Source organism: Pantoea sp. AN62 (assembly GCF_050432985.1).
GTDB classification, from domain to species: domain Bacteria; phylum Pseudomonadota; class Gammaproteobacteria; order Enterobacterales; family Enterobacteriaceae; genus Pantoea; species Pantoea brenneri.
On the sequence record NZ_JBNPYB010000001.1, the window covers coordinates 568,687 to 582,339 of the forward strand.

Genomic DNA, 13,653 nt, shown 5'->3' on the forward strand with positions numbered 1-13,653 from the left:
TCCTGGTCGGTAAAGGTGAAAAGTCGGGCCGCAGCCCGGCTTAAACAAGGTGGTCAGTCGCCAGCAGTGCCTGCTCCAGCGTCGCCGCGGTCAGGGTAAACGGCAGGCGTTCTGCACTGGCTTGGGGAAACTTAATCTGCTGCGCGAGAGTGTGCAGACGTGCAGCGCGATCGCCACTCAGGGCCGGCAGCGTTAGCGGCATCGCATATTGACGTAACAGTGCCAGCAGCCCGGCATCAGGCTCACCGTGATGTTCAATCAGCGACTGCACCAGCAGGCTGTACCCGACTTTCTCGCCGTGCAGCCAGTGGTGCAGCTCCGGCTGGTGGGTCAGTTGATTATGAATGGCATGGGCAACGCCCGGCGTAGGCAGCACGTCACGCACGCTGTTCGCCAGTCCGGCCAGCACGATACTGGCATCAATCACCCTGACCAGTGCCGGCGTGACCTGCTGCTGCTGGTTGGCTGCCACCGCCGCGTCACCCCACTGCTGAAAGGTCTCCAGCGCCCGCCGTGCGGTCATCACTTTAAGCTCCAGCGCCAGGTCGTCCGGGTTGTGACGCTGATACGGCTGGAATTCGTAATATTTTGCCAGCGCATCAACAATGCCCGCTTTCAGGTAACGCACGTCGCTGCGCGCGATCACTTCGCTGTCTACCAGCACCAGCTCGGGCATTTTCCCCAGCGGCTGACTGCGCAGATGCTCTCCCCGATCGCTGTAGATGATGGCAAGCGGCGACCAGGCGGCGCAGGTGGCGGCCAGGGTGGCGAAGTTAACCAGCGTGACGGCCGGGAGCTGGCTGGCTGCGGCTTTGGCGGTATCCAGTACCCGTCCACCGCCAATCGCCAGCAGCAGCTCAGCCCCCTGCTGTTCGGTATTGTGTTTTAAGTGGGCGATCGCCTGTTCAGTACATTCACCGGGTAAATACTCCAGCTGCCAGCTAATTCCGCTAGCCTCAAGACTCTGGCTTAATTCCGGATTAACCGCCTGCCAGGCGTGCGGCGAGGTAAATATACGAATATGCGTGGCGTAAGGTTTAATAAATTCACCGGCACGGGCGCGCAGGCCAGCCTCATGCGCGTAGGCGCGCGGAGATTTAATCGCTAACACGTTTCTATCCTGTTTATAGGTAAGGCCGGTTACAGGTAACGCCGGTTTATAAGGGAGGCTATAACCGATAAAGTTAATTTATTACATGGAGTTAATGGCGTTTTGTTATAGCGGCATTTGTTTTTTTCATACTACGGCAACCACCAATTTAAGCAATCAAAAACCGGCCAATTCAATTTCACAAATAGGCATTAGGATAGTTATTTTTCAGATATAGCCACCGGGTTTTAACTGTTAATCTCATTAACCTTAAACGCTGACTTAATTATCCGCCCGCCGGGTGGCTATTCCGGGAAATATTATGCAACTCGACTTTCGTCAGGTGAGAGCAGATGAAATCACTCTCTATCTGGCGCTGATGCACGCCGCTTATGCGCCGGTAAAAGCACTCGGCATCCATTTCGATGCCGCCACGGCCGATCGGGATAAGGCGCTGCGCCATCTGCAAAGTCACGGAGTTTATGCGCTGTATGCCGACGGTGTAATGGTCTCCTCAGTGACCCTGCGTTATCCCTGGGGGCCGCTGCCCGGTCCGTTTGGCCTGCCGCACATCGGCTGGTTTGGCGCGCATCCGGATTATGCTGGCCAGCATTTTGGCCGGCAGATTCTCCATCGGCTGGAGCAGGAGATCCTGATTGGTCAGCTGCGCGCACCGGCCGTCTCTCTCGGTACCGCCCTCAGCCATCCGTGGCTGCAACAGCTCTACCTCAAGCGTGGCTTCCAGCCGATGCATACCACTGACCTCGGTAAAGGCCACATCACCCTCTATATGAAGAAAGTGCTGGATGAAGCGGCACACCATGCCTGGCTGAGCCGTCAGGTACCACCACAAGGGAACATCGCATGAGCACCTTAGATCAGGCGGCGCTGGGCGAACGGTTGATCGCGTTGCGCCATGAACTGCATCGTTTTCCGGAACTGTCGAACCAGGAATTTGAAACCACCGCCCGCTTGCGGCAGCAGCTGGAGCAGCATCAGATCCGCATCCTCGATCTACCGCTGAAAACCGGCCTGGTGGCGGAGATAGGATCGTCATCGGGACCGCTGGTGGTGCTGCGATCTGATATTGATGCGTTGCCGATTGAGGAACAGTCCGGCGTCAGCTTTCGATCGGAACGTGCTGGAGTCATGCACGCCTGCGGCCATGATTTCCACTGCACCGCGGCGCTCGGTGCGGCAATCCTGTTAAAGCAGCAGGAAGCCAGCCTGTCCGGCCGGGTGCGCATTTTGTTCCAGCCGGCGGAAGAGACGGGCCAGGGCGCGCCAGCGGTGATCGCTACCGGTGCCCTCGCCGATGCGCGGGTGATTTTTGGTCTCCATAACGATCCCTCGCTGCCGGCGGGAGTGATCGGCAGTAAAGCGGGTCCGCTTACCGCCGCAGTAGATCGCTTTGATATCAGCATTACCGGCATCGGCAGTCATGCGGCCAAACCCCATCAGGGTAACGATCCGATTGTTATTGCGGCGCAGATTGTCGCCGCTGCCCAGACGCTGATCAGCCGTAACGCCCCGTCCGCCGATAACGCGGTGGTCTCGATTACGCAGATTCACAGTGGCAGCACCTGGAACGTCATTCCGGAAGGTGCCTGGCTGGAGGGGACGGTGCGATCGTTTTCGCAGCCTACCCGCGAACGGCTTGAGCAGCGCTTCCGTACCCTGGTGGCGGGCATCGGCGCGGCGTTTGATGCGCAAATCAGCTTTAACTGGCAGGCCGGACCGCCGTCCGTAGTGAATGATGCCTACTGGACAGAGGTTGCACTGCAGCAGGCCAGCGCCAGCGGATTTGAAGCCCGGGTGGTGGAAGCCAGCCCGATTGGCGAAGACTTTGCCTTTTACCAGCAACAGCTGCCCGGCGCTTTTATGATGATCGGTACCGGAGAACCCTATGCGCTGCATCATCCGGCATTTCGTATTAATGATGCCGTGCTGCTGCCCACCGCACGCTACCTGGCCGATCTGGCGCGGACAGCACTCACACTGCCGGAGCCGTCCTGATGAGCGGGACCGCCGCGCTGGCTGAGCGCATCGTCCACAGTCAACCGGATGCGCGGACACGCGACCACGCGCGACAAGGGATAGCCGATTTTCTGGCGGTGAGCTGGCCGGTGTTACAGGGTCAGGTGCCCGATAGCGGCTTACCGGCGCTGCGTACCGTCTACGGTGATGGCGGCATCCGTTCGCAGGCATTGCTGCTCGGCTACGCCGGTCATGCGCTCGATTATGATGATTTCCATGCCGATTTCCGCGGTCACCCCAGCGTGGTGATCCTGCCGGCGCTGTTTGCCTGGCTGTCAGGCCAGCCCGCCGCCAGCGTGGAACAGTTCTGTGATGCCTATGTGGTGGGGGTGGAAACGGCCGGCCGGCTGGGACTGGCGGCCAGCCAGCAGCACTATGCGCTGGGCTATCACAACACCGCGACGCTGGGCACCCTTGCCGCCGCCGCGGCGCTGGCTCGTTTCCTCGGCCTGTCCGCTGCCGCCACCGCCAGCCTGCTGGGGATCGCGGCTACCCAGGCCAGCGGTTTACGCGCTCAGTTTGGCTCGGCGGTAAAACCGCTGCATGCCGGCCTGGCGGCGGAACGTGCGGTGACCTCGGCCCAGCTGACGCTGGCTGGCATGACGGGCCGACCAGAAAATGTGATTGAGTCCTTTCTGGCCGCCAGCAGTGATGGCCAGGCGCAGCCGGAAAAGTTGACGCAGAACTGGGGTCAGCCCTGGCGTATCAGCGCCCCCGGGCTGGAGTTTAAGCCGTTCCCGACCTGCGCCGGTACCCACAGCGCGGCGGAAGCGGCGGGTCTGCTACGCCAGCAGTGGCTGTCCAGCGGCCAGCCGCTTGATGCACTGCTGCGCCAGATCGTGGCTATCGCCGTCGCCTTTCCGCCCGGCGGTGACATTGCCGCCCCGGTCACGGTACCAGCCAACGGTATCGAAGCGCGCTTTAGCCTCGAATATGTGATTGCCGCGATGTTGATTTACGGCGATCTGCGTTTGTCAGATTTTGCCGAAGGCGATGTTAATCCGGAGATTATGCCGCTGGCCGCCCGCGTTCGCCGTATGCCGGATCCTTCTGCGCCGCCGGATGCCCTCAATCCGGCACAGCGCTTTCACCGCGTGACGCTGTCGCTGGCGGATGGCACCACACGGCATCAGCAGCGCACGCGGCAGGAATCGCTGGCGGAGGGCGTTGATGTCGGGCGTAAACTGCGACTGGCACTGGGTGACAGCTCACCGGAACTGCTGGCGCACAGCGCGCTGCGCTCAACCGCCGATTTGCAGGCAGTGACAGACGCACTGCTGCAAAGTCTGCGGCCATAGCGGCTTAGTGTGGCGGAATAAAAGCCCGCACCGGCGGCCGTTCGCCCCTGAATTTCCGCACCTGCACCACCGTAATCTGTCCGCTGCAGCCCTGGGTCAGGGAGGAGGTGCCGATGTCCAGCGTCAACACGTTCGGATTACCGTGACGGCATAACGGGCGGGCGGCGGCAGGATCGACCGGATCGTACCAGGCACCGGTAGGCAACTGCAGCACGCCAGCCATGATGCTGTCGGTGACGCGGGCACTGGCAAGCACGTGGCCGCGATCGTTGTACAGCTCAATCAGATCGCCCTCGGCGATAGCCAGCCGGGCCGCATCCTGCGGATTGAGGCTGCACACTTCCCGTCCGTCGCGCTTACCGCTCAGGCTAAAGTCGCCAAAATCGAGCTGGCTATGCAGGCGCGTCGCTGGCTGGTTGGCAATCAACCAGAAGGGATGATCAGCCGTCGGCTTTTGCTGCGGCTCACGCCACACCGGATGTCCCGGACAGTTTTGATAGTTAAAGCTGGCGATGGTGGCGGAGAAGATCTCAATTTTTCCGCTTGGTGTCGGCAGCGGTGCGGCATCAGGATCGGCACGAAACGCGTTGATCATCCGGCCACCATCCTTTAACTGCGGCAACGTCAGCACGCCCTGCTGCCAGAACGTGTCGAAATCCGGAATCGATACCTGGTGTGCCGCCAGTTTTTGCTGTAGCTGATGGTAATGATGTTGCAGCCAGCCACGCGCATCACGCCCTTCGGTAAACGCCTCTTCCCTGCCGAGCCGCCGCGCCAGTTCACTGAAAATCGTGTAGTCATCGCGCGCTTCAGCATAAGGCGCAGCCACCGGCTGCATCGCGATTAAATGCCGATCGGTTGGCGCACCGCCGATATCTTCCCGCTCCAGCTTCATGGTGGCGGGCAACACAATATCGGCGTGGCGAGCGGTGGCGGTCCAGGCGCTCTCATGCACGATAAAAGTATCGAGCTGACAAAAAGCCTGACGCAGGCGCGCCAGATCCTGATGATGATGAAAAGGATTGCCGCCCGCCCAGTAAGCCAGACGGATATGGGGATAGCGCAGCTGACGGCCGTTGTAATCAAATCGGGTGCCCGGATTCAGCAGCATATCGGCAATCCGCGCCACCGGAATAAAGCGATCGATGCCATTTTTACCCTGCGGTAAGGCCGGAAAGCTGACCAGATTATGGTGTTTGCCATAATGGCCCAGCGCGCCAAGCGCATAGGTGTAGCCGCCGCCGGGCAGGCCGGGTTGGCCGAGTGCCGCCGCCAGCACCAGGCCGAGCCACACCGGTTGTTCGCCGTGCTCGGCGCGCTGTAACGCATGCGCCACCGTCACCAGCACCCGTTTGCCGTGCAGCTGACGGGCGAACTGTCTGATAACGTCGTGGCTGACGCCACAGATGCTGGCCGCCCAGCGCGCATCGTGCACTACGCCATCCTCTTCACCGCGCAGATAAGCCACCATCTCTGGCCAGCCGACGCAATAACGGGCCAGAAACGCCTCATCGGTTAACGCCTCTTCGATCAGCACTGCCAGCAGACCGAGCATAAACGCCGCATCGGTGCCGGGTCGCAGTGCCAGCCACTCGCCCCGCGTGTCGTCCGGCAGATCGCTTTTCAGCGGACTGACCGAGATAAAGCGGGTTCCGCGCCGCGCCGCCTGCTGCATAAAATCACGTTCGGTATGCTCACTCAAACCGCCACTGGCGACCTGAGAATTTTTCAGCGCCAGTCCGCCAAAGGCCAGCACGATATCGCTGTGGCTGGCGATCTCTTCCCAGCTCACGCCACGGCGGGCAATTTCGTTCATCTCACCGACGATGTGCGGCAGCAGCACCGAGGCCGCGCCGGAACTGTAACTGTTGACTGACCGGACATAACCGCCGAGCGTGGTGTTAAGAAAGCGGTGCACCTGACTTTGTGCATGATGGAAGCGACCGGCGCTGGACCAGCCATATGAGCCGCCAAAAATTCCGGCCGGCCCCCAGGTCTGCCCGACCCGCGAGAGTTCCTGCGCCACCCGTTGCAGGGCGTCGTCCCAGTCGATGGCGATATAGTCATCGACCCCGCGACGCGAGTCGGGACCCGGCCCATTCTCCAGCCAGCCACGCCGCACCATCGGGCGGGCAACCCGCGCCGGATGATTGAGTGCCTGCTGGAAGTTTTGCAATAAAGGACTGGGATGAGGATCGCCCTCGAACGGAGCGATAATCAGGCGATCGCCTTCGCGCCGGGCATGAAAAGCCCCCCAATGCGCGCTGTGCATTACCGGTTTCTGCGTCATCACGTTTCCTGGCTTACGGGCAACAAAAAACGCTGCTTACAGCACCGTTGCAATAAAGTTTCTGACCCGTCCGTTGGCCGGATCGTCGAGCACCTGTTGTGTCGGACCCGCGGCGATAATTTTGCCGCTTTCCATAAACACAATGTTGTCCGCCACTTCGCGAGCAAAGCCAATTTCGTGGGTCACCACCACCATGGTGATCCCGGAGTGCGCCAGCTGCTTTATCACCTGGAGCACTTCGCCGACCAGCTCAGGATCGAGCGCGGACGTCGGCTCATCAAACAGCAACACGCCGGGGTCCATCGCCAGCGCACGGGCAATCGCCACACGCTGCTGCTGACCGCCGGAAAGATTTTGCGGCCACTCCTGCTCGCGTCCGTCCAGACCCACCTGTTTCAGCAACGCCAGCGCTTTGCTGGTCGCCTGCTGGCGATTCTGTTTTTTCACCCGCATCGGTGCATCAATGATGTTTTGCAAGACGGTGCGGTGCGGGAACAGATTGAACTGCTGGAACACCATGCCGATTTCAGCGCGCTGGCGGGCAATCGCCCGGCTGCTGAGTTCATGCAGCGCCTGGCCCTTTTGCTGATATCCCACCCTCTCTCCGCCAATACGGATGGTGCCGCCATCGAGCTTTTCGAGGTGGTTGATACAGCGCAGCAGAGTCGATTTACCCGAACCGGACGGACCGAGGATAACGGTCACCGAGCCGGCGGGAATATCGAGGTTAACTTCATCGAGAATGGTCACGCCGGAGAAGCGCTTGGTGACCTTGCGCAGTGCGATCGCTTCAGCCATTGCTGGTGCTCCTTGCGGTTTTCAAGCCAGAAAAGCGCGCCAGTGACGGCCATAAACGGCGCGTTTCACGGCGGGTGACGCCGCGGCCAAAATAACGTTCGACGTAATATTGTCCCACCGACAACACCGAGGTCATCAGCAGATACCACAGCGTCGCGACCAGCAGCAGCGGGATCACTTCATAGGTGCGCTGATAAATAATCTGCGCCGAGAACAGTACGTCCTGCAGTGAGATCACCGATACCACCGCGGTGGTTTTTAACTGGCCGATAATTTCATTACCGGCGGGCGGCAGAATGGCACGCATTGCCTGCGGTAACACGGTATAGCGGAAAATCTGCGCCGGGCGATAACCGAGGGCGCGTGCGGCTTCAACCTGCCCATTACCCACGCTCTGGATGCCGGCACGCACAATCTCTGCGGCATAAGCAGACTGATGCATCACCAGCGCGATCACCGCGGCGCTGAACGGGCTGACCAGCGCATTGGACTGGGCGCTCCAGATCTCGCCATAACCGGGGATCGACAGCGCGATTTTGGGATAAAGGGCCGCGATGTTGTACCAGAGAAACAGCTGCACCAGCATCGGCACGCCGCGGAAAAACCAGGTATAGGCCCAGCTTACCGCGACCAGCACCGGGTTGGCGGAGAGGCGCATCAGCGCCAGCACCGTGCCGAAAGCAAACCCCAGCACCACCGAAATCGCCGTCAGTTGCAGCGTCATTAACACACCCTGCAGAATGGAGGGCGCGGTAAAGTTCGCCGCAATCACGTCCCACTCAAAGCGTGGATTGTTAATCATCGAGTTCGCCATCGCCACCACGCACAACAGCACGACCAGCGCACTCAGCCAGCGTCCATAGTAGCGTTTACCGACAATTCTCAGATCCTCGGTGTGGTCATCAGGCGCACTCATTTGAAAATGTCCTGATTACGTCTGGCTTCGGTCACCGCACCAAAGCCAATTCCCCAGTTATCGAGGATTTTCTGGTAGCTGCCATCTTTGATCAGTGAATTCAGCGCCGCCTGAACTGCCGGTTCCAGCGCAGAGTCTTTCGGGAAAGCCACCGAGACCGGCGCATCATTAACGCTGATCTCACCGCTCATGGTCAGCGGTTTAATCACCTTCACCTGCCACAGCAGCCCTTCATACGGCCCGAGGAACATTGGCACCCGACCGCTGACCACCGCCTGCACGCCGGCCGGACGATCCGGGAAGACAGAAACCTTGATCGGCTGTTTGCCCGCCGCCTCACAGGCTTTGCTGGCCTCCTCCAGCCGGGTCACCTGAGTAGTGCCCGAACCGGCCCCCACCTCTTTGCCACACACGTCGCTGAGTGAGGTGAACGGGGCGATCGCCGCGTCTTTCTTTGAAATGATGCCGAGCCGGCTGGCATTGTAATAGCCGACAAAATCGATCTGTTTCAGGCGGGTTGGCGTGGCGTTGATATTTGACAGCGCCACGTCGTAACGGCCAGTTTTCAGGCCCGGAATGATATTGTCGAAGCCGCCGGTGTCGCGCCACTGTACTGCAATCCCCAGACGTTCACCGACGGCATTCATGATGTCGATTTCACGGCCAGCCAGCGTTTTATTATCGTCTTTATAGAAGGTGGTTGGCGGCGTGTTGGGATTGGTTCCGGCCACAATAAAGCCTCGCTGCGCAATATCGGCCGGTATCAGACTTTTCAACGCCGGATCGGCTTTCACATGCACTGAGCTGTCAGTCGGCACCGATTGTTCGGCAGCGACCGCGCTGTGCGCACTCAGCGCAAGGGCAATAAAGGTCATTCCGGTTATAAATTTCACTGGCATCTTTCTCCTAATATTTAAAAACTTTCCCGGAGGAAAAAAGTATTGAGGTGGCGATGTTTTGTTAACCTCAGAAAGCCAGATAAATCACGCGCTTTAAGGGTGTTATCATCCTCGTGATGGTGTGAACTCATTCTCAGTGAATATATGCAGCGATCACAAATGCTTAAAACAGGAATATTTTGCCGGAATATGGCAATAGTCATTTCGGTGGGCGTGAAGCTGCGAGGTCGTCAGGAAATATTGCGCTGGATGGTGATGGATTAAAAAGTCACGGTCTGGTGACGGAGAAACAGCTCGCCCGGCACGCCCGCAGTTTCATGCGTGCCAGTCATCGGGTCGGAACTGGCCGGGCAACAGCCAATCCGGCCAGGGTTAATCATCAGCCCGAACCGCCAGTGAGTGCGACATAATCACGGCGCGGGTCGCACCGGCGAAGGCTTATTTATTCGCGGTTAAATGGCTGAATAGAGCAGCGCGGAAACGGTCAGCAGCCCGCCCATAATGACGATGATAGCCTTCGCGCCACGCAACGGACGCAGTGCTTCACGGGTATAAATCAGATATGCCGGTATCACGAACAGGAAAATAGCGATTAGCGGCCCGCATACGGTTTCAATCAGGCCAATAACGTTGGGATTAAGGTACACAATCGCATACGACAAGCCGAACAATAGCGCGAAAGCGATCCGTCTGGCCTTACGCTGACCGGCCGCGTCGGTCGCCCTGATTGCGTCGGCGGTCAGGGTGGTTAACGTCTCTGCCACCGGCAGCGAAATGCCGAGAAAAGATTTGGTCATGCCGATTAGCGCGATGAAGGGCGCAATCAACGCCAGCAAACTAAAGCCGCCTTTGCCCTGCATAATTGACATGATATTCAGATTATCCGCTTTGGCTCTGACAAAGGTTTCATGCGGATAGCTCAAAACGCAGCTGAGTACGAAAAAGACAATCGAAACAAAAATCAGGCCGTAGGCCGCCCGCACCACAAACACCGATTGCTTCTCACCACCGTTGCCCGCCTGGCGATACCACGACGCCAGCGGGCTAATCATCGGCGTAGAGCAGAAAGCGAAGGTAATCAGCGGCAGCGTTAACCACAGATTTTTGAGCGTCTCACCGGCAGGCGCATGGCGGGTGGCGCTCAGCTGCCGGAGAAAGTTGGATATGTCCCATGCCGGGATCTGGATAATGGCAATCAGCAGAATGGTTAAGGCGAACGGAATAGCTAACACACTCAGGGTATTTACCACCTTTTCACGCCCTTTGCTCAGCATCAGGAAAAGCAGGCCCAGAACCACAAACACCAGCGCGCCGCGATTCAGCGTGCCGAGATGCAGATGATTGCTGTAATAGTCGTTGATGGTGCTCACCAGCGAGATTCCGTATACCAGCGTAATCGGGAAGTGCGCGGTGCAGAAAAACATCTTGATGGCCTGTTTGCCTTTGGCACCAAAGTAAGCACCAAACAGCGGCAGGGACTTATCCGCCGTCTGGTTGTCCCGCATGAAAACCCGGCAGATCAGCACATGAGGGATCACTGACAGCGGCAATCCCAGCAGTAACATCATGATGAAGACAATCGGGCCGAGCGTGCCGATTTCAACCGGTAAAAATAGCGTACCTGCTCCCACCGTAGCGCCATAAACGCCCATCATCCAGACGGTATCTTTAATCGTCCAGCGCGGACGCGAGGGGGTCAGGGTCTCTACGTTCTGCATGGTCATTACAATTCAATGCCTCCCGGCTAGTCGGTGATGTGTTGCTCTGCGATCCCGCATGCTGTGGCGCAGCTTCAGCGCGCTGGCTGGTTGCGCTTTACGCCGTTTTCCCGGTCTGGCTGTTGCTGACGCGGGCGCGCTGAGGGTAACCCTCTTCCCTGATCCATCCTGAGGCGATGGCATGACAGATTACGCAGTAACAACGGAGGGCTGTGGCAGTAATCAGCGTGATCGATCCATGACGTTAATGGCTCTCATTGCTGGTCCCACGTGTTGCATGAAGGCAGTTGCGCGGTAAACAGGCGGTTGTCATAAAGGCTTATCGCTGTCGCGACGTTCAGCACAGACTACGGTAGCCTGGCTGACGCATCTATGATCTTTGTCAGGGAATATGGGGCAGCAAACCGGTGAGCACAGCCGGTTAATGCGCGCACTTTGGGGGTTTAACCGGCGGGTTATGTCGCCTGACGGGCTGCATTGTGCTGATCCAGCATCGATACATTTTCCGGGCCAGCAGGGTCGCAATCTCCCGGTTAATCGCGTCGCGGAAAGCGTAGCGTAAATCGGGTGATGCCGTGCGCGCTGCTCACCTCACAGCTCCCGTGGTGTAAGCGCATAATGCTGCGCACAATAGACAACCCTAATCCGCTGCTGCCCTGATGCCGTGACGCCTCAGCACGCCAGAAACGATCAAAAACGCGCGCCTGCTGTTCGGCGCTCAGCGTCGGGCCGTGATTTTCCACCACCAGTTCGATAGCCGTCGGCTGGACCCTGCTGCAGACGCTCACCGGCGTGCCCGCATCGCCGTAGCGCAGCGCGTTGGCCATCAGGTTGGCCAGCGCGCGTTGCACTAACTGCGGATCGGCCCGCAGTTCGCCCTGCAGTTGCATCTCCAGCCGCATCGCCTTTTCCTCTGCCATATCGTCAAAATAGCTCTGCAGTTTGCCGCCAAGCTGCGCCAGATCGAGAGGTTGTTCATTCAGTGCCTGACTGGCATCTTCGGCTTTGGCAAGAAACAGCATGTTGTCGATCATCTTCGCCAGCCGTTCCAGCTCTTCATAATTGGAGCCGAGCAACGCCTGATAATCGCTCTGACTGCGCGTCTGGCTCAGCGCGACTTCGGTCTGGCCTAACAGCGTGCCGATCGGCGTCCGCAGTTCATGTGCCATATCAGCAGAAACCTGGCTCAACTGTTGATAACCGACGTCGAGGCGGCTCAGCATCTGATTAAAGGCGGCCACCAGCGGCTGTAATTCAGCCTGCGACTGTTGCGGCATCCGGCGGGACAAGTGACGCACATCGATCGCTTCCGCTTCCGCCGTCAGGCTGCGCAGCGGTGACAAACCGCGCCGCACCAGCCAGACGCTGATCGCCGCCACCAGCAACGCCGCCAGCGCAGTCGCCAGCAGGATCTGGTGACGATAATGGCTCAGGGTTTGTGTCCGGTCACGCATCAGGCGGCCGGTGAGGATCTCAATCTGCCCGCTGCCATCCCGGGTCGGCGTCAGTGCCGCCGCCGAGATAAACGGCGTGCCGTTGGCGCTGACCAGATGATGCACCGACGACAGCGTCAGCGGCTGGTCAGCGGCAACCGGCGTAATTGCCGGCAGAGGACGCTGACCGGGATTCACCACGATCAGCGGTGGCTGACCGGGAAAACGCAGCACCAGCAACGACTCGGTATTGCCAAGCATATTGGCGAACAGTCGCGGTTTCTGCTGAATCAGCGTAATCGCATCTTCATCGCGCAGCAGCGTACGGATTTGATCGATGCGCGTCAGCAGTGCGGCATCGTCCCGCACGCCAATCTGCTGGGCCAGTGAGTGATAAAGCGCAAATCCGCAGAGTGAAAAAATAGCGATCACCGTGACGCTGAGCATCAGCGACAGACGCAGCGCCAGGGAGCGTCGCTTCACGCTTCTGCTTCGCAGCGATAACCCACACCGTGTACCGTGTGGATCAGCGGATAGGCAAACGGGCCATCAATTTTCTGCCGCAGACGTTTAACCGCCACATCGACCACGTTGGTGTCGCTATCAAAATTCATGTCCCAGACGCGGGAAGCGATCACGGTGCGGGTCAGCACTTCGCCAGGATGCAGCAGGAACAGATGCAGCAGGTTGAACTCTTTGTTGGTGAGATCGATACGCTGCCCGCCACGCTCGACGCGCCGTTTAAAAACGTCGAGCTGTAAATCGGCCAGCGTGAGAATATCCGGCAGCTTCTGCTGGCTGCCGCGCCGCAGTTGAGTACGGACGCGCGCCAGCAGTTCGGCAAAGGAAAAAGGTTTGACCAGGTAATCATCCGCGCCCAGCTCCAGCCCTTTGATGCGATCTTCCAGCGTGCCTTTAGCCGTCAGGAAGATGACCGGCGTGTGGATCTGCTTATCCATCGCCGCCATCACCTGCCAGCCATCAAGGCCGGGCATCATCACGTCGAGTAAAATCAGATCGTAATGATGCTCGCGGGCATAGAACAGACCATCAACGCCATTTTCCGCCACGTCGACGATAAAACCGGCTTCGGTCAATCCCTTGCGCATGTAATCACGAGCTTTGGCCTCGTCTTCAATCACCAGAATTTTCATGCGCCTCTTCCTGCTGGTTA

11 protein-coding genes are annotated in these 13,653 nt (G+C 58.9%); 3 read left to right on the forward strand and 8 right to left on the reverse strand.

Going from position 1 to position 13,653, the window contains the following annotated elements; genetic code table 11:
• Positions 1–40 precede the first annotated feature (40 nt).
• The gene (locus FHW04_RS02820; protein ID WP_089561165.1) at positions 41–1,111 is read right to left on the reverse strand and encodes an iron-containing alcohol dehydrogenase family protein; all 1,071 of its coding nucleotides are present in this window, start codon (positions 1,109–1,111) and stop codon (positions 41–43) included.
• 301 nt (positions 1,112–1,412) lie between these two features.
• Between FHW04_RS02820 and FHW04_RS02825 the strand changes: the two genes are divergently transcribed.
• From FHW04_RS02825 to FHW04_RS02835, 3 genes are read left to right on the forward strand one after another with little or no spacing between them, the layout of a single operon-like run.
• On the forward strand, positions 1,413–1,958 hold the full coding sequence (locus FHW04_RS02825; RefSeq protein ID WP_031377989.1) for a GNAT family N-acetyltransferase: 546 nt from the start codon (positions 1,413–1,415) through the stop codon (positions 1,956–1,958).
• Entirely contained in the window at positions 1,955–3,106 is a 1,152-nt protein-coding gene (locus FHW04_RS02830) for an amidohydrolase (protein ID WP_069727989.1), read from the forward strand. The genes FHW04_RS02825 and FHW04_RS02830 overlap by 4 nt, the downstream gene beginning before the upstream one ends.
• On the forward strand, positions 3,106–4,425 hold the full coding sequence (locus FHW04_RS02835) for an MmgE/PrpD family protein (RefSeq protein ID WP_089561166.1): 1,320 nt from the start codon (positions 3,106–3,108) through the stop codon (positions 4,423–4,425). Before FHW04_RS02830 ends, FHW04_RS02835 begins: the two co-directional genes overlap by 1 nt.
• A gap of 4 nt (positions 4,426–4,429) precedes the next feature.
• On the opposite strand, the gene FHW04_RS02840 is transcribed toward FHW04_RS02835, so the two are convergent.
• From FHW04_RS02840 to FHW04_RS02870, 7 genes are all read right to left on the reverse strand, one after another.
• Entirely contained in the window at positions 4,430–6,715 is a 2,286-nt protein-coding gene (locus FHW04_RS02840; RefSeq protein ID WP_089561167.1) for a molybdopterin-dependent oxidoreductase, read from the reverse strand.
• A gap of 36 nt (positions 6,716–6,751) precedes the next feature.
• Complete coding sequence (locus tag FHW04_RS02845) at positions 6,752–7,513, reverse strand: amino acid ABC transporter ATP-binding protein (protein WP_031376963.1); 762 nt, start codon at positions 7,511–7,513, stop codon at positions 6,752–6,754.
• Complete coding sequence (locus FHW04_RS02850) at positions 7,506–8,429, reverse strand: amino acid ABC transporter permease (protein WP_094106331.1); 924 nt, start codon at positions 8,427–8,429, stop codon at positions 7,506–7,508. Before FHW04_RS02850 ends, FHW04_RS02845 begins: the two co-directional genes overlap by 8 nt.
• Entirely contained in the window at positions 8,426–9,322 is an 897-nt protein-coding gene (locus FHW04_RS02855) for an ABC transporter substrate-binding protein (RefSeq protein ID WP_046288551.1), read from the reverse strand. Before FHW04_RS02855 ends, FHW04_RS02850 begins: the two co-directional genes overlap by 4 nt.
• A 458-nt stretch (positions 9,323–9,780) precedes the next feature.
• Complete coding sequence (locus FHW04_RS02860) at positions 9,781–10,983, reverse strand: amino acid permease (protein WP_031376966.1); 1,203 nt, start codon at positions 10,981–10,983, stop codon at positions 9,781–9,783.
• Positions 10,984–11,579: 596 nt separating this feature from the next.
• Entirely contained in the window at positions 11,580–12,962 is a 1,383-nt protein-coding gene (locus FHW04_RS02865) for a heavy metal sensor histidine kinase (protein ID WP_089561168.1), read from the reverse strand.
• Positions 12,959–13,633: a heavy metal response regulator transcription factor gene (locus tag FHW04_RS02870; RefSeq protein ID WP_069727984.1), complete on the reverse strand. Its 675-nt coding sequence runs from the start codon at positions 13,631–13,633 to the stop codon at positions 12,959–12,961. The genes FHW04_RS02865 and FHW04_RS02870 overlap by 4 nt, the downstream gene beginning before the upstream one ends.
• Between the last annotated feature and the right edge of the window lie 20 nt (positions 13,634–13,653).